The organism is Oceanobacillus sp. M60 (assembly GCF_053839645.1).
The window spans coordinates 750,766-767,624 of the sequence record NZ_JBSSNH010000001.1; the positions used below are offsets into that span (position 1 = coordinate 750,766).

18 protein-coding genes and 1 riboswitch are annotated in these 16,859 nt (G+C 39.7%); of the genes, 6 read left to right on the forward strand and 12 right to left on the reverse strand.

Features of this window, described 5'->3' with window-relative positions; genetic code table 11:
• Positions 1 to 6 precede the first annotated feature (6 nt).
• Positions 7 to 633: a riboflavin synthase gene (locus ACW0TQ_RS03660; protein ID WP_212928578.1), complete on the reverse strand. Its 627-nt coding sequence runs from the start codon at positions 631 to 633 to the stop codon at positions 7 to 9.
• Positions 566 to 1,693 (reverse strand): bifunctional diaminohydroxyphosphoribosylaminopyrimidine deaminase/5-amino-6-(5-phosphoribosylamino)uracil reductase RibD, encoded by a 1,128-nt coding sequence (gene ribD, locus ACW0TQ_RS03665; protein WP_341172420.1) that lies wholly within the window; start codon positions 1,691 to 1,693, stop codon positions 566 to 568. The genes ACW0TQ_RS03660 and ribD overlap by 68 nt, the downstream gene beginning before the upstream one ends.
• A gap of 138 nt (positions 1,694 to 1,831) precedes the next feature.
• Positions 1,832 to 1,969, reverse strand: a riboswitch (FMN riboswitch).
• Between the two features lie 581 nt (positions 1,970 to 2,550).
• Here ribD and ACW0TQ_RS03670 point away from each other — a divergent pair.
• Entirely contained in the window at positions 2,551 to 3,957 is a 1,407-nt protein-coding gene (locus ACW0TQ_RS03670) for a sodium/glutamate symporter (RefSeq protein WP_042531249.1), read from the forward strand.
• Between the two features lie 22 nt (positions 3,958 to 3,979).
• On the opposite strand, the gene ACW0TQ_RS03675 is transcribed toward ACW0TQ_RS03670, so the two are convergent.
• Positions 3,980 to 4,129 carry a hypothetical protein gene (locus ACW0TQ_RS03675; protein ID WP_193062554.1) on the reverse strand — a complete coding sequence of 50 codons (150 nt, stop codon included), beginning with the start codon at positions 4,127 to 4,129 and terminating at the stop codon, positions 3,980 to 3,982.
• 389 nt (positions 4,130 to 4,518) lie between these two features.
• Here ACW0TQ_RS03675 and ACW0TQ_RS03680 point away from each other — a divergent pair, with 389 nt between their 5' ends.
• Complete coding sequence (locus tag ACW0TQ_RS03680; RefSeq protein WP_042531247.1) at positions 4,519 to 6,057, forward strand: BCCT family transporter; 1,539 nt, start codon at positions 4,519 to 4,521, stop codon at positions 6,055 to 6,057.
• Positions 6,058 to 6,273: 216 nt separating this feature from the next.
• Positions 6,274 to 6,432 (forward strand): VOC family protein, encoded by a 159-nt coding sequence (locus tag ACW0TQ_RS03685; protein ID WP_379542437.1) that lies wholly within the window; start codon positions 6,274 to 6,276, stop codon positions 6,430 to 6,432.
• Between the two features lie 30 nt (positions 6,433 to 6,462).
• Here the strand turns inward: ACW0TQ_RS03685 and aroA are convergent, their stop codons facing one another.
• Positions 6,463 to 7,800: a 3-phosphoshikimate 1-carboxyvinyltransferase gene (gene aroA, locus ACW0TQ_RS03690; RefSeq protein WP_455725351.1), complete on the reverse strand. Its 1,338-nt coding sequence runs from the start codon at positions 7,798 to 7,800 to the stop codon at positions 6,463 to 6,465.
• Positions 7,801 to 7,876: 76 nt separating this feature from the next.
• Here aroA and ACW0TQ_RS03695 point away from each other — a divergent pair, with 76 nt between their 5' ends.
• Positions 7,877 to 8,797, forward strand: coding sequence for a LysR family transcriptional regulator (locus tag ACW0TQ_RS03695; RefSeq protein ID WP_332094569.1), 921 nt, complete (start codon positions 7,877 to 7,879; stop codon positions 8,795 to 8,797).
• 62 nt (positions 8,798 to 8,859) lie between these two features.
• On the opposite strand, the gene ACW0TQ_RS03700 is transcribed toward ACW0TQ_RS03695, so the two are convergent.
• The 5 genes from ACW0TQ_RS03700 to ACW0TQ_RS03720 form a co-directional block, all read right to left on the reverse strand.
• Positions 8,860 to 9,702: a DUF4037 domain-containing protein gene (locus ACW0TQ_RS03700; RefSeq protein ID WP_193062550.1), complete on the reverse strand. Its 843-nt coding sequence runs from the start codon at positions 9,700 to 9,702 to the stop codon at positions 8,860 to 8,862.
• Positions 9,703 to 10,020: 318 nt separating this feature from the next.
• On the reverse strand, positions 10,021 to 10,638 hold the full coding sequence (locus tag ACW0TQ_RS03705) for a hypothetical protein (protein WP_455725352.1): 618 nt from the start codon (positions 10,636 to 10,638) through the stop codon (positions 10,021 to 10,023).
• Positions 10,639 to 10,662: 24 nt separating this feature from the next.
• Positions 10,663 to 11,073 (reverse strand): hypothetical protein, encoded by a 411-nt coding sequence (locus tag ACW0TQ_RS03710; protein WP_455725353.1) that lies wholly within the window; start codon positions 11,071 to 11,073, stop codon positions 10,663 to 10,665.
• A gap of 31 nt (positions 11,074 to 11,104) precedes the next feature.
• On the reverse strand, positions 11,105 to 11,593 hold the full coding sequence (locus ACW0TQ_RS03715; RefSeq protein ID WP_368901297.1) for a DinB family protein: 489 nt from the start codon (positions 11,591 to 11,593) through the stop codon (positions 11,105 to 11,107).
• Between the two features lie 83 nt (positions 11,594 to 11,676).
• Positions 11,677 to 12,621 (reverse strand): helix-turn-helix transcriptional regulator, encoded by a 945-nt coding sequence (locus tag ACW0TQ_RS03720; RefSeq protein WP_455725354.1) that lies wholly within the window; start codon positions 12,619 to 12,621, stop codon positions 11,677 to 11,679.
• Positions 12,622 to 12,877: 256 nt separating this feature from the next.
• Here ACW0TQ_RS03720 and ACW0TQ_RS03725 point away from each other — a divergent pair, with 256 nt between their 5' ends.
• Together ACW0TQ_RS03725 and ACW0TQ_RS03730 are read left to right on the forward strand one after the other, a co-directional pair.
• Entirely contained in the window at positions 12,878 to 13,432 is a 555-nt protein-coding gene (locus ACW0TQ_RS03725; protein WP_256705559.1) for a nucleotidyltransferase family protein, read from the forward strand.
• A gap of 135 nt (positions 13,433 to 13,567) precedes the next feature.
• Positions 13,568 to 15,076, forward strand: coding sequence for an alkaline phosphatase (locus ACW0TQ_RS03730; RefSeq protein ID WP_256705558.1), 1,509 nt, complete (start codon positions 13,568 to 13,570; stop codon positions 15,074 to 15,076).
• A 125-nt stretch (positions 15,077 to 15,201) separates the two neighbouring features.
• On the opposite strand, the gene ACW0TQ_RS03735 is transcribed toward ACW0TQ_RS03730, so the two are convergent.
• The 3 genes from ACW0TQ_RS03735 to ACW0TQ_RS03745 all read right to left on the reverse strand — a co-directional run bounded on the left by ACW0TQ_RS03735 (position 15,202) and on the right by ACW0TQ_RS03745 (position 16,762).
• A complete protein-coding gene (locus ACW0TQ_RS03735) occupies positions 15,202 to 15,543 on the reverse strand; it encodes a VOC family protein (RefSeq protein ID WP_193062539.1) in 342 nt (113 codons plus the stop codon).
• A gap of 84 nt (positions 15,544 to 15,627) precedes the next feature.
• Entirely contained in the window at positions 15,628 to 16,086 is a 459-nt protein-coding gene (locus ACW0TQ_RS03740; RefSeq protein WP_226894734.1) for a DUF3995 domain-containing protein, read from the reverse strand.
• Between the two features lie 106 nt (positions 16,087 to 16,192).
• Complete coding sequence (locus ACW0TQ_RS03745; protein WP_042531235.1) at positions 16,193 to 16,762, reverse strand: DUF4256 domain-containing protein; 570 nt, start codon at positions 16,760 to 16,762, stop codon at positions 16,193 to 16,195.
• Positions 16,763 to 16,859 lie beyond the last annotated feature (97 nt).

The window sequence follows — 16,859 nt, forward strand, 5'->3', positions numbered from 1 at the left end:
TCCCCTCTATTCTCCAGCGTATTTACTTAACATTTGATTCTTTCCTGTGCCTATCATGGCTTTGATATATTTTCCGAGTATGTCCGTCTCTACATTCACGAATTCACCTTGTTTTAACTGTCCCAGATTGGTGTGATTCATTGAATAAGGAATGAGTGAAATACTAAATGATCCTGGTGTGACAGCTGACACGGTCAAGCTTGTCCCATTAACCGCAACCGAACCTTGGGCCACGATTTCTCCTTGTATTTCCGGTGGATAATAGAACGTGAGAACAATGGAATTCTCCTTTTTTACTTTTTTAATCAATCGTGTGGTGATATCTGCATGACCTGAAACAATATGCCCCTCTAAGCGTCCATTCGCAGGCATCGCCCGTTCCAGATTCACCGCCGCATGTACATGCACATCAGAGAATGTTGTTTTATGAAATGTTTCCGGCATAATGTCTACGGTAAAATCTGAATCGGTCACTTCGATGGCAGTTAAGCACACTCCATTGATTGCCATACTGTCTCCAATTTGATAATCCTGTAGAAGTTCGCTGGAGGCCGTGCATGTCAATTCAATATGCCGGCTTGCTTTTCTGATTTTCTTGACTGTCCCTACTTCCTGAATCAACCCTGTAAACATCCTTCTTCCCCCTCCTGCTTACGATTCGTATATCTTCACCAACGGCTTCCACACTCTGTAAAGCTAAAGGCATTACTGACGAAACCTTTCTATCACTGTAAAAAGCGGGCACTCCATTGCCGCCAATCAGCTTAGGCGAGATGTACGTAATCACTTCTTCAAATTTATTTTCTGCCAGGAATGCATCATGAATTTTGCTTCCGCCTTCCACATAAACCGATTGAATCCCCTCTTTCTGCAGGTAATCAACTACTTTTGGGATGGTCCAGTACTGGTCTGGTATTAACCGGACATGCTCCGGCGTATTCGCGATGGAATCGTTTTTTGTAAACACCCAGACTGGAACAGCTTCTTGATAAATCTGGTACTTTTCAAAATCCAGTGCTTGTCCTCTCCGGTCTAAAATAATGCGAACTGGCGGAAAATCAGTGATTACATTTGGTAATAGCTTGGGATCATCCGCTAAAATGGTTCGGCTCCCTGTCAAAATAGCCTGGTAATATTGCCGCTCTTCACGTACTTTTTTATAGGTTTCCTCTCCAGTGAGATACGTCCGCTGAGACGGATCAATAGAGAGCTTCCCATCCAGGCTGACAGCTTGCTTTAATACAATATACGGCCGCTTTCTCCTATGAAAATAGTTATAATGCTTGTTTAACGCTTCCGCCTTTTCCTGCAATATACCGGAAACGACTTGTATCCCTTGTGATTCTAAATAAGCTTTTCCTTTGCCTGCTACCACAGGGTTGGGGTCAAGCTGTGCAATCACAACCTTGGAAATACCGCTGTCTATAATCATTTGGGTACAAGGGGGCTGTTTTCCGGTATGATTACAGGGCTCCAGCGTCACATATATCGTTGCATCAATCATCTCTTCGGGCGATTCACATTGGTCGACAGCCATTTTTTCTGCATGCTTGTCACCGTATTTCGAATGATAGCCGGTCGCTAAAATGACACCGTCTTTCACGATTACTGCACCGACTAATGGATTAGTATATGTCTTTCCTCTTCCTAAACCAGCAAGCTCTATGGCTTGCTCCATGTACCGTTCGTCCATGCGTTCCCTCCTTTCTTAAACACGAAAAAGCCCCGTGAAAAAATCACGGGGCGTCCTTAAATAAACTATATCCAATACACCTGAACAGTTTTTATGTACGCAAAAAAGAGTACACTACACCCATTCATGTGTTGACTTACTTTTCTTCTCCCATCCAGACTATTACTGTCGGCTCTAGAATCTCACTAGATCCACCGCTAAACGCGGGTCACGGACTTCAAACTCGATATGTTTGTCACCGCCGGTCGGGAATTACACCCTGCCCCGAAGAATAATATTAAATTTTGTTATTAGCTTTTGTTACCTTTAATGCTCTCACATAGCTTGTTATATGGCTTATCACTATATTAATTAAATTTCCAATATCCTGTTATATCCTTAAAAACCTACCAAAATCCTACCAAGAATCTTAATTCAAATTCTGACATGTTAAAAATGATAATATCAGTTAAAAGTGTAAAATGCAAGACATTATTTTTATCACGAGTTAATGTTCATTGAAAACAAAGACGATTCTTTATTATTGTTTATTTCACTCTTTAAATTTCCAAAAAATAATTAATAAACCATCCTAATTCACCACCTATAATAAGCCCTCACACCGGTTACCCTCCCCATATAAGCCCTATCCCGCCTAAGAACACGGCACACCAAAAGTAAAATTAAAAAGCAATATAATACGAGATAAAGCAGTCATTTCAAGTTCTATTCCAGAGATACTTATGTAACATTGACGTACGCTAAAGAGAATATGACATGTTTTTCATAGTATTATGACGGGTATAGTGAAGTTCAATATTTTTTATTTCATTTCTACTTGGAAATCCTCTTAAAATTTTATGAAAAGGAGTTTATCTATGTCCTTACAAATTGTCGGTTTTGCTGTTATTATACTAGCCGCTCTGCTCGTAATCGGGAAGCTTATCCGATTGAAAATCCCCATCCTTCAAAAACTCTTCTTACCTACGTCTTTGATAGGTGGTTTCTTAGCACTCTTATTGGGGCCGGAAGTATTAGGCCGGCTAACTACAGATGGTTTTCTTGATGCTGGCTTCTTTACTGAAGATATGGTAGAAGTTTGGGCGGGTTTACCTGAGCTATTGATTAATATTGTTTTTGCATGTTTATTTATTGGATTTATCTTACCAAAGCCAAGAAAGATGTGGAGGGTTGGCGGACCGCAAATAGCCTTAGGCTACACAATATCCTGGGCTCAATACGTAGTAGGTATATTACTAACGCTTACCGTATTAACCCCCTTTTTTGGACTTAGTCCTGCAGCAGGAGCACTGATTGAAATTAGCTTTGTTGGCGGCCATGGCACTGCTGCCGGCTTACAAAGTACATTTGAAGAACTCGGATTCTCTGAAGGTTATGACCTTGCTATTGGTTTAGCAACGGTAGGAATACTGTCCGGCGTAGTAATTGGTATGATTATGGTGAATTGGGCTGCACGAAAAGGGAAATCGCAGACGTTACGTCATCCCGATGAAATTTCTTTTGAACAACGAACGGGCATTATCAATAAAGAACACCGTAAATCGGCAGGTACGAAAACTACCTCTCCGCTATCAATTGAACCATTTGCATTTCACTTAGGTCTAATTGGTATTTCTATATTCATTGGTTATGTACTATTAGAAGCGTTTGTTTGGTTAGAAGATGCAACGTATGGAAGCGCACTGGATATTTATTTATTTGAATATGTTCCTTTGTTTCCATTTGCAATGATTGGCGGGATAATTGTCCAAATCTTTCTATCCCGCTTTGATTATCATGAACTAGTTGATCGGGATACGATTAACACAATACAAGGAGTAGCACTGGATTTTCTAATCATTAGTGCCATGGCTTCACTAAGCTTGCAAGTAATTGGAGCTAATATCATTCCATTTATTTTACTTTCCATTGTCGGTATAGCTCTTAATATCTTCCTCTTCCTATATCTCGGACCTAAGATGATTCCGAGTTACTGGTTTGAACGAGGAATTGGAGATTTTGGTCAAAGTACCGGAGTTGCAGCGACAGGAATAATGCTTATGCGTATTGTGGATCCAGAGAATAAATCGCCTGCACTCAATGCGTTTGGTTATAAACAAATATTATTTGAACCAATGGTTGGTGGCGGCCTTGTAACTGCTGCTTCCGTACCATTTATCATCCAATTTGGAGCAATTCCTGTATTAATAGCAGTGATTTTATTAACCACTGCATTTTGGTTATTAGGTACCCTATACTTTGGAAAAAGGAAAGAATTCGATTAGCATATGAGCAACAGCATGAGTACTATTTCATGTTGTTGCTTTTTAACTCTGAAGCACCAGAAAATAATACCCCTAACGAGAATAACCAAGATACTGCAACATTTGCTGAATCTGGGGCTTCTTTTAATAATCCATCAATAGACAAAGCGTCAGGCTGATAGGCCGTAGTCATTGTACTTGAAGTACCAGCTCCTGCAATTATTTCACCAGTTGCAATAACTTTTATCGTTGACTTGTTTCTAATGTTATTTCTTCTACATCTTCTTTAACCAATAATTATTTTGCAAAAAAAGAGATAATTTCAAATAAGGATGTATGATTGACAATCTGATTAAAGTGATTTAGGGTATAGAACGGTGGAATTATACTTCCGTTGCTGGAGTATGATTCCACTTTTTATTTTTCTGCGTTTCTGTTGCCTATTTCATGATAATAAAAGAACATGTCGGGGCTTTTTCGCATTTCCCCTCGTAAAAAAAGTATATACTCATTAAATAGAAATTGGGATTCGGAGGAAGAATAAATGGATAGAATAATTAACAAACTGGAGGAAAAGAAGTAATGCAAGCTTCAAATAAAAAGAAGAACTCTTTAGATTTACCTACATTTCTGATAAGTGGCGGTGCGCTTATCCTATTTGTCATAGCCGCGCTGGTTAACGCAGACTTTGTTGCAAATATGGTGGACACTTTATTTGGCTGGTCAGCTACTTATTTTGGAATCATTTATCAGATCGTTATACTTGGAACGTTTTTTATAGCTTTAATATTAGCCTTTTCGAAATATGGAAAAATCCGTTTGGGGAATATTGATAAACCGGAAATGAGTACATTTAAATGGATTTCTATAATTATGTGTACTTTATTAGCTGGAGGCGGTGTGTTTTGGGCAGCCGCAGAACCTTTGAGTCATTTTCTGGAGGTTCCTCCTCATTTTTCAGGAATTGAAAATGCATCACCGGAGGCCGTTGTACCTGCGCTTGCAATGAGCTTTGTTGATTGGGGATTCCTCTCATGGGCGATTTTAGGGACACTTGGCACGATTGTGTTGATGTATTCCCATTATCATAAAGGAATGCCATTAAAGCCAAGATCCCTTCTCTATCCAATCTTTGGAGAAAAAGTTATTTATAAAAGTGCATTTGGAACCATTGTCGATTCCTTTGCAATTATTTCTGTTGCAGCTGGAACGATTGGTCCGATTGGATTTTTAGGATTGCAGGCGGGCTACGGATTGAGCGCCATTACAAACATTCCGGACACACTCGCCGTTCATATTACCATTATTATTTTACTCGTTGTCGCCGCAGCTATTTCTGCTGTATCCGGCCTTCATCGGGGAATTCAACTTTTAAGCAGCTTTAATGTTATTTTGGCGGTAGCATTAATTATTGGCGTATTGATACTTGGCCCAGGATATTTTATTTTCAATCATTATCTTGAAGCGTTCGGGCTCTATGTGAACGAACTTATTCCATTCAGCACTTATCGCGGTGATGAGGGATGGCTCAACTTATGGACTGTATTTTTCTTTGCATGGTTTATCGGCTACGGTCCAATGATGGCTGTTTTTTCTGCCCGCATTTCGCGTGGACGGACCATTCGCGAGCTTATTGTAGCTGTTGCAATTATAGCTCCTGTCGTTTCGACTATCTGGTTTGCTGTTATCGGCGGCACTGGAATTTTCCAGGAATTAGAACTTCCAGGATCGATATCGACCGCCTTGAATGAATCCGGGCAACCTGCTGCCATGATGGCGATTACGGAACAATTACCGCTAGGTACCATTTTCAGTTTCTTGTTTCTATTAGCCACAATCATCTTTGTATTAACAACAACAGATTCTATGTCACTAACAATATCCATGGCTATCTCCGGTAACGGGCATCCGCCAAGATGGTTAAGAGCCTTCTTTGCGATGGTTATGGGCTTAGTAGCTATTGTCCTTGTATCCGTTGGTGAAAACAGTGTCAATTCATTACAGTCGTTTATCGTTGTTACTGCTGTCCCAGTTGTGTTCTTATTGCTGACTACCTTCTGGACAGCTCCGAAAGCATGTAAAGACTTGTATGAGAATCATAAAAAAGAGACGTTATCATAATCCTTCCTTCATTTCTTGAAGTGGAGGTCTTATAGCCAGCTATACTGTGCTGAATCATATCGGAACCAGCCTTTCTCTAATTTTGAAGGAAGGCTGGTTTTTATATAGGCTAAACATACATTATTAGACAATCCATTATAACATAATATTCCCAATATTATGTTATAATGGATTTCGGATGCAGGACCAACTGGTGCAACAAAAGAAATCACACCGCTGCCGTACCCTCTATTTAATTTTCATACAGATAATATTGATCAGGCTTATCAGCATATTAAAAAATTACAATATGAGATCGTATCGGAAATCGTAGAATTTGTTGATTTTGCTTATTTTAATATAAGCGACCCTGATGGCAATATAATTATGATATGAACTGGATAAGCAGCAGCCGCTTTGTAATTATCAAGCTTGATGCTTTGTTATCCTCACACCTAAATCCTCCAATAACGCAAAATATGGTGGAAATGTTTTAGAAACACAGCCGGGATCGTTTAACTCGATTCCTTCTGCTCTTGCTCCGATCAAGGCCAATGCCATCGCAACCCGGTGATCATCATAGGTGTTTAATAAGGCTGGTTTCGGCTTGCCAGGATAAACTTTTAACCCGTCGTTAAATTCTTCTGTTATGATCCCCAGCTGGGTTAATGCTTTACAGATAACACTTATCCGGTCAGATTCGTGATGGCGGATATGTGCAACACCTTTAATCGTTATTGGACCATCTGCGAAAGGCGCGATTGCCGCTAAAGTCAATGCCTGATCAGACATCTCTTTCATGGATATCTCAAAATCGCCTTTTAGTTTCATTGTGCCCTCTAATTCAATAAAATCAGCGCCCTTCGTAACCCGACAGCCCATTTGTTCAAAGACCTCCAGCATCTGAATATCCGGCTGTTTGGTTTTCTCTGTCAAACCATTTATCCGTATCCTTCCGTTTGTCACCGCCGCCAGCGCCAAAAAGTAGCAGGCCGCAGAGGCATCTGGCTCCAGTTGGATATCTTTCGCTTTGTACCCTTGAGGATTTATAACGATTTGCTGGAGCGCATGATCATCTTGTACATCTGCACCATACTCCTTCATTAAATCCAGGGTTAAATAAACATAGGCATGCTGCACAATTTCGTCCTTGATGGTTACTGTCGTGGTTTCATTGAAACACGGTGCAGCAATCAATATCCCGCTGATAAATTGACTGGATATTGCACCTGAAAGGCTGACTTCTCCACCTTTCATTTCAGTTCCTTTAATCCGCAATGGATAATAATCTTTCGCAGCTAAATAATCGATTTCAGCACCAAGCTCTTTTAAAGCGTCAATAAGCGGTGCAACCGGTCTTTTACGCATGCTTTGACTCGCCTCCAGCTCCCACTCTCCTTCATGACACGCAGCCAAGACTCCTGGCAGAAATCTTGCAATGGTTCCAGCTGAACCTATATATAAATCAGCAGAATTCCACCAACCTCTGTTTCCATTGACATACGCTGTATTACCCTGAAGCTTGATATTCACTCCTAATTTTTTTAATGCCTCGATACACCAATAGAAATCATCACTTTTTAAGATGCCGCTTATTTGGGATTTACCGTCTGCTAAAGCGCTCATGATAAGCGCTCTGTTTGTCAGACTTTTACTTCCTGGAATAGTAATAGAATCCTCTATTCTATGCTTCCCAGGCGAAACAGTTATCCTTTCAATCCCTTGCAAAGAGGTCCAGGGACTTCTGGCTTTGCTGTCAAACATAAGATTTTCCTCCATCTTTATCTCCCCTTCTAACCGATGCTGTTTGTTCTTCATTATAATTTGGATTATGATATAAATGAAATTGTTATTTTTAATAAGAGCTATAGGTGGTGTCTATATCATAAATACAGACTTATATCGTGTATTTTACATAACAGCTATTGAAAAGAACTTTAGTAAAGCCGCACATCGTCTTTTTATTACGCAGCCAAGTGTGAGTCATTCCATTAAACAGCTGGAGAACGAACTGGGTATGCAGCTATTCACCAGAACATCAAAGGGAGTTCTGCTGACAAAGGAAGGGGACGTGTTATTTGATTATCTCAAACAAGCGTTTGATTTAATTCATCATGCAGAACAAAAAATGACAGAAATGAAAAATCTACAAAACGGGTCTGTTACCGTTGGAGGGAGTGATTCCACATGCAAGCATTATCTTCTTCCCTATATACAAACCTTTCAAGAGTTATATCCCGACATCCAAATCAGGTTACAGCATGGCTCGACACCACAGATTCTAGAAAAACTGGAAAATGGACTGATTGATATTGGCATTGTTCATCTGCCAGTGCATCAAAATAATATTTCTATAACGGAGTTTTTAAGTCTTCACACTACATTTGTTGCCGGGAAGAAGTTTCAGCACTTATCGAAAGAAAGACTTTCTCTGTCAGCAATCCAAGAATATCCGCTTATTTCTTTTTCCGAAGCAAGCAGCTCCAGGAAATTTCTAAATCAGCTTTTTCTTACACGAGAATTGGAAGTGCAGTCTGATATAGAAGTTGGCAGCGTGGAATTATTAATCGAATGTGCAAAAATTGGTATGGGTATTGCGTTTGTTGCGAAAGAGCTTGTATCAAAGGAGTTAGCTGGTAAGGAACTATTTGAAGTGAGCATCGATGAAGATATTGAAAAAAGACAAATTGGATTGGCCACGAAGAAAAATGCTTCCTTGTCTTTGGCAGCTGACACTTTTTTAAATCATTTGTTAAGCTGACTGAATTTTATGGAATATGGAACACGAATAAGAAAAGGGCATCAGCAGCTCTCCGCCGTATCCTATGCCCTCCCATCCTGCTCAGGCCGCAAAAATAACGACTTATCGATAACTGGTGAGATGTCTATTTGCGGGTATTCGCGCTGTATAAGCTGGTAAACCTCCTGCACGATTTTTTCTAATTCCTTTAGAGAATCTGTGGGATTATCCAAGAAAACAGACGCTAGACGGCTGTATATATTTTCAGGGACAATTGTCATTAATTCCAATGTCTGCCTTTGCCATTTAAAAGCAGGATGATGGACATACTGTTTATTTAAGCCAGACAGCATGCCCATGAGGTGTGTTTGAACATCTGTCATTACTTTATATAGCATCAGCCAGTCTTTCCGATGTAGCAATGCAGCTCGGTTTGTCCAGCTATTACTTAAAAACATATATTCTTTTATCATGGCGATACTCAATTCATCCGGATAGGAATGTACCTTTTCCTTCAAATCCTGTATAAGCGACTTCCCGCTTAACGCAGCACCATCATATACAGCCGCTGCAATACATTGTTTATATACATCGGGGTTAAAAAACACAATGACATCCTCTATGATCTCTGCAATCGTTTGTGTTAGAAAATTACTTATTTCTAATTTTATTCCCTCTGTAATAAAGCTTTCTGACCATTCCTCTTCTTCATAAGGGTGAAAATCAATGATATTTCCTGCCAGCTTTGTAATTGGCTTTTTTCTATCCTCCTCTGTCGGCGACTCTTTCCAGAAAATAAACAGTTCAATATCGGAATAGGAATCATGCCAGTTTCTGGATACTGAACCGCCTAATAAAACAGCTTCTACTTTGGGATTAGCTTGATACATTTTTGAAGCTTTGGATGCTAATTTATTTAAGTCCATGATACCGTGCACCTCCTTACGCCACTTAAAAGTACTCTATTCATCACTTTTTTAATTATTCTCCGTCTATGAATTTCCCCATTAGCATAGATTGTTCGTACTTTCCGCATCATTTTTGATGATATGTTTAAACCCCGCTTCATCAATATAGGCTTCTCCTCTTTCCCTATCCATATATTCTGTTTCTCCATCTATTGGCAGTCTGATATTCGAAAATCTTTTGGCATCTTTTTCTTTAGCAGTTCTTATCAGATATTCAGCGCTGCGGGCATGAATTTTTTCTGGTTAGCTATCATAATCTCTTTTCATCTTTTCTCCTTATAGCTGGTCTCCATTAAAACACACAATACGGGTTGTTTCCTCTGGATATCCTGCTCTGACAGCAGAAATGATTTCATCTTTCCTTTTTTCCGCCTCTTTCTCTTCCAAGCAGAGCACAACATCCTCTACATCATGCGGACCAATCCGCCAATGTCCAAGCACTGCTCCTTTCCATTCGCCATCAATTAAAAGATACTGAAGAACTTCACTTCCTTTAAACCGGTCTTTCAGTTCATCCAAATCTGCTCTGGCTAAATAATCTGATTTATCCAGCATAAATACAGATTGTGGCATCTCGTTATCCGTTAAATCTAAATCCTTCTTCTGAACGAACCCTTCCCCAAGTCCATCCACTTCTAACTTTACAATCGCTTCTCTTTCCATTAACACGGTTAAAGCGCCTTGGATTGTTTTCAGCTTTAATTGGGTCCAGCCTTTAATTTGATCTAAGGTGGCAAATACCATTACATCAAAAAAACGTAACAGCATCTGGGCTGCTGCTGAAGTACTATCTAGCTCCCATTCTATCTCCGGCCACTCTGTTTTAAAATCGAACCAGCCTGTATTCCAATCCGTATCTATTTGTAACTCATAAACTAAAAAAGCTTCCTGCAATCTTTTTAAGGCAGCAGTAATTTCTCATGCTTTAAAAGGCAGTTCCTCTTTCAGCTGATTCTTTGATATACCGCCAGATTGTTGAATCATGGATAAAATCTCTTTTTGGAGCCCCGTCATTTTGGGGATAGGTTTTCGGAAAATAGTGCTATAAAGACTCAAATCATCTTCTAGTACGTATCCGATACGCCCGCCTTGAAAACGACCTTTTACTAACTGATGTTTTTTACGTATGCTTTCTGACAAAAAGGCATCATTAAAAGCTATCCTATGCACCAGCTGTGGCGGTTCGCCTGGACGGCTATTAAAAACCGGCGCTACAGGCTGTAATTTCTGAAATAGCTGTTTATAGGCTTTGATATCTTGCCTATCTTCAAGCGGCTTTGTTAATCTTTGCCTTTGTAAGCGTTCGCAAATAATTGTTTTCTTATTCAAATCAGATGCACCCCCACCTATTTCTTCTCTATTAAACATAAAGGTCAAACATATTAATATCGTAACCAAGCTGCTTTAAATAGTTAAAGAATTGCCCCCGATGATGAAATAGGTGAGAAACTTCTTCCACGAGCCAATGCGCCTGTGTTTCCCCTTTTTCCAGGTAAAAGGGTTTCGTCTTTTTCGTTAAAAAATCGTCAACTGACAAGGAAAGCATATAATTTTTGTACAATTGTAAGCCTTGATTCATCGCTTCAATCAGTTCCTCAGAAGATTCCAGCTTCTCATATTTTGATTCTAACTGTTGAATGGTCTCCTGATCCTTTTCCTGCCAAAGATTCAAGTCTACTTCTGGTATCGATACGATGTGTTGCGCCAACTCCCTGAGGCTGCGCATATTTTCTGCCGGCCGGTAATTCCAATCCTTCTCCTCCACCTTTTTTAACAATCCTTCCATAGACTGGATACCAAGATCCAACTCTGCTAATAACTCGTCTCTTAAAATAGCTGCAGCATTCATTACGCTCATCCTTTCAATGTTTTTTCTACCCTATCATGGAATCATGACAAGTCCTGTCATCATTGATAAAAATAGTTGAAAAATTAATGGTATCTCTCCAGCAAATCTTTTAACTTTCTTTTCATAAGGGCTATTGCTTCTTCTGGTTCTATAATTTGCGCTTCCCTGCCAAAATTCCAGACCAGATCAACAAAGTATGTCAGCTCGGTCTTTGGTATGTTCATTTTCACCCAGCCAGCTCCATCCTGCCGCTTCTGAACATGCCTTTCTAAATCCATTTCTGACATCGCCCGCCGTACTCCTTCTTGTGTTAACTCCACTGTAAACGGAATCGGGTCAGAAACCTCAGATTCTGATAGCTCAATCCAGTCCATCACGGATGAATAAGGCAATTCCTGCCCTTTTTCATTAGTAAGCTCCGCTTTTTTTATTCGATCTGCACGAAATAAACGAATATCCTCACGCAGAAAACAATAGGCCGGACAATACCAGAAACCATTATGACTGTACAAGCCGATGGGCTGAATCATTCTCTCTTTTATTTCCTTTTGACTGTCATATTGAATCGTAAGCATAGATTGATCTACCGCTGCATTTAATAATATATCCAGTTCATTTGCGGTCTGTACACGACTTGGATTCCAAAAAACAATCCGGTCCTTCATCGTATCGATACGCATTCTCGCATCATTTGGCAGGTAGCTATATAATTTCTTTAAAACATAGCCTGTTTCTGTTTCAAATGGTAAAGCCCCGATAAATTGCAAAGATTGAAAAGCAAAATAAAGGGCAATGGCTTCTGACTCTTTTAATAAAACTGGAGGAAGCATCCGCTCGTTCAATACATAATAGCCGCCATCCGCGCCAACTTCTGAATAAAGCGGCACCCCCAGCTCACTTAATTCATCCAAATCTCTGAGAATCGTCCGGTAGGAAACATTAAATTCCTCTGCCAGCTCTCTCGCTGTGAATTTGCGTTTTGCATTTACTGTCATCATTAGCTCAATTAAACGTTTGGTTTTCGACATGGCATTTCCTCCATTCGCATGCAAGGCAGGGGCTAGGTATATGAGTTACATGAGAACACTTTCAAATTTCCTTTTGTCTTTATTGCACTGTTAACTTCATATTCTCTTTATTTTATCACGAAAAACCGTCCGTAAAACTCCCATTGAGTGAAGTTTCGTTTTATATTCAGATATTTCTATAAAATAATTTGTGCAGCATTTCATTCAGTCTGATTATGCTATACAATATAGACAGATAAAAAAGGGCGTGGTACATATGATAGAGTTCGAAGACAGATTAATAGCGATTCTCCAGCAAGACAGCTATATCCTATCGATTTTACAAACAGTAGACAGATTACAACTGAATGATTGTTGGGTTGCTGCGGGATTAATCAGAAGTAAAGTTTGGGATATCTTATATGATTATCATACAAAAATAAATGATATTGATGTTATTTATTTTGACCAAACGGATCTTTTCGAAGTTACAGAGAAAAAACTAGAAGCGAAATTAGAAAAATGGATGCCTGGACAGCCATGGTCTGTGAAAAATCAAGCGAGGATGCATTTAAAGAATAACAACCTCCCTTATACCTCTTCATTTGATGGTGTTTCTCACTTTCCTGAGACACCCACTGCCGTTGCTGCGCAGATGTCTCACCATGAAATTAAAATAATGGCTCCTCATGGTTTACAAGATTTATTTCAAGGCATTGTCAAACCAACGCCGGATTATGTAAAAGGTACAAGGCTCCATTCTATTTATAGAGAACGGATGCATAATAAAAAATGGGATTCAGTCTGGAAAAATTTAATTATAGAATATTAATGCGATACATGAAAACTTATCCTTATCTTATTAATAAAAAACAGAACATTACATATTATTTACATTCTATTCATCCTCAGTTAAAGTCTGCCACCTACAATGAAGTTAGATTCAATTTCGAAGGAGGATAATGGTATGTTAAAAAAGCTTGGAGTGACAGCGTTAAGTGCCGGAATTATTTTTTCAGGAGTAAGTACCACAGCAGCGAGCGCAGACGGAAACAGCCAATTGAATAATAGCGGAGAAAATGGAGAGAAGGCGGAAAATATCATTTATATGATACCCGATGGTTTTAACGCTGACTACGCAACCAATTATCGGCATTATAAAGGGGAGCCTGCCGTATGGGATAACCATTTGCAAGGAATGTATACTACATATTCCGCTGATTCCAATATTACCGACTCCGCTGCAGCAGGTACAGCTATGGCAACAGGTGTCAAAACGAATAATGGCGTTATTGGGTTGGACCCTGAAGGTAACCCGCAGCAGACGATTTTAGAAGCATCACAGAACAAAGATATGTCTACGGGACTAGTTGCTACTTCCACGATTACACATGCCACTCCAGCGGCATTTGGTGCTCATGTGGATGACCGGAACAAGGAAACTGAGATTGCCAGACAATTAATAGATAATGAGATTGATGTCTTACTTGGTGGCGGAAAAAATAATTTCCTTCCAGAATCAGCAGGCGGAAATCAAGAAGAAACGAACGTGCTTCAGCAAGCAGAAGAGCAAGGATATCAGCTTATTGAAAATCGCAATCAATTATTGGAAGCAGATATTGATTTAGAAAATGAGAATTTACTGGGACTATTCGCAGATGATGCCATGTCACCGGAATTGCATCGTGATACGGAGGAAGAGCCTAGTCTTGCAGAAATGACGCAAACTGCCATTGATACCCTAAACAAAGATGAAGACGGCTTTTTTCTGATGGTAGAAGGAAGCCAGATTGACTGGGCAGGTCATGACAATGATGCAGCATGGGCAATGACAGATGTAGGCGCTTTTGAAGAAGCAGTTCAAGAAGCAATGGATTTCGCTGAAAAGGATGGCAATACACTGGTTGTTGTTGGAGGAGATCATGAAACAGGCGGCATGACCGCAGGGGCTAACGGTTCAGGAACAGCAAATCCAGAGTTGCTTCATAGTGTAACGGCAACTGGTGAGAATATTGCTGCAGATCTAAATGAGGATCGCTCCAACACGAAAGAAGTGGTTGGTAACTATACGGATATGGAATTATCAGAAGAAGAAATTCAATCCATTCAAGAAGCAGAAGACCCTAAGATGGCTATTAACGCAGTCATCAGTGCAAAGGCCAATGTCGGATGGACAAGTACCAATCACACAGGGGTGGATATTCCCGTCTACGCATATGGACCAGGAGCTGATCAATTTTCAGGATCACTCGATAATACAGATTTACCAAAAATCATCGCTGATGCGGCAGAAATGGAACTAGGCGGAGAAATCAGCCAAAATCATTCTGAAGAAGAAGCCTATACGGTTAAACCTGGAGACACCTTATTTGAAATTGGCCTAAAATATAATTATTTATGGACAACATTGCAGGAAATCAATCAATTTCCAAATCCGCATTTGATTTATCCAGGCGACGAAGTGTATTTTAAATAAGTGTCTAGACAAAATTTAGATGCAGCTTATTAGACTTCTTTGAAAATCCCTGTGAATACGAGTTTATTACGTACTCGGTGATTCACAGGGATTTTTGAATACCTTAAATAAATGAATTTTTAATTTTACTCAGACAAAATCTCAACAGTAAATCCGCCCGGAGCCTCCACATAAAACGTATATCCATGAGATTCAATGGGTGAATCTACTTCATAACCATCCTCTTTCAACAGTTTATTTATTTGATTTACTTTCTCTCTGCTTTCTTGCGGGAATCCAATATGAAAGGTTTTCGGATATTGAACACCTTTTCCTTTCATCAGCGTCAAAACGAATTGATTATCGTCAAACATAGCTGCAAAACCTTTGCCACGACTATTCACACATGTCATTTCAAGGTATTTCTCCAGAAATTCCCGCGAAGCTTCCACGTCGTTTACTGTTAGGTTTAAATGTTTTAATTGCATACGATCCCCTCCTTACAATGAATAAAATTTCCAGCATTGAAATAATAGCTGTTTGACAAATATACCTGAAGCAAGCGTACAACCTTAAACAGAGCGATATTTTTTCACAGAGAAAAAATAACAAATTCCGCCTATCATCCAAAACGGCTCCCAAAAAACCAATCTCCAAAAGGTTGCATGGGCTTCTAAATCCATATCCAACATAGCAAATGCACTCATTGAAATCGTGATAAAATTTAAGAATCCATACATAAATAAGAATACGCCTGCAAGCTTTGCTAGGTAATAAAGCGCCTTGGCGATAACCGCATTTTTCCATGAAACGAGCAGCAGCAATAGCAATAATGCGCCTAATAATTTCACAAAGCCCGTCAGCCATACAATGCGAACAAAGGAAGGTTCCGGATCAAGCGACATTTCGTAGATTGCTCCGCCCAGAGATCTGACACCAAGCATTCCGCCCATCGCCCAATAAAAGCTCATACCGGCAAAAAGAACCGTCCAAATAATGCCTAAAATAAGCCATCCTCGATTGACCAGCAAATAAATGCTCCTCTCTGCTCTGTTATTCTTTGTACAAATAAAAAAGAATCAAGAATTGTCGGTTTACATCCATTCCTGATTCTCCATATCCTTCTCCTGCTTACTGCTACACTCGTAACATCCCCCGGAACCCACGGGAACCATAATAGGATTCCGCGCCATTATGATATACGAAAACATGCCCAAAACGGAAATCACAAAAAAGTGCTCCGCCTCGTTCTCTAATATCCGTCGGTGTCTTTACCCAGGTTGATGTTTTCGCATCAAAAGTTCCAAGCTTTTGGAGTTCGCGGTATTGGTCTTCTGTTAACATTTCAATGCCCATATCCGTTGCCATATCTATCGCACTATTTTCCGGTTTGTGCTTCTTTCTTGATTCTAATGCAGCCCGGTCATAGCACACACTTCTGCGTCCTTTAGGACTTTCTTTCGAGCAGTCTACAAAGATATATTCTTCCCTTTCCTCATCATATCCAATTACATCCGGCTCGCCTTCCGTTCTCTCCATTTCAAATAAGGAGATTAATTTTTCGGAATTCCCCTCCAGCTTGGCTTGAATCGGTTCCCATTCCAGACCCTGATGACGCTCCGTATTCTTTTCAAAACGCGTCTTTAATTTCCCCAGTAATTCTTCCTGTTCCGCTTGAGAAAGCTCTTTTTTATTTTCTGCTGTCATATTTAGTCTCCTTACGTTTTAGATTATTTCATCTAATCTTATTATATCCATTTAGGAAGGTTATTTCATTTTTTATCCTGAATTTTATTTCCCCGAA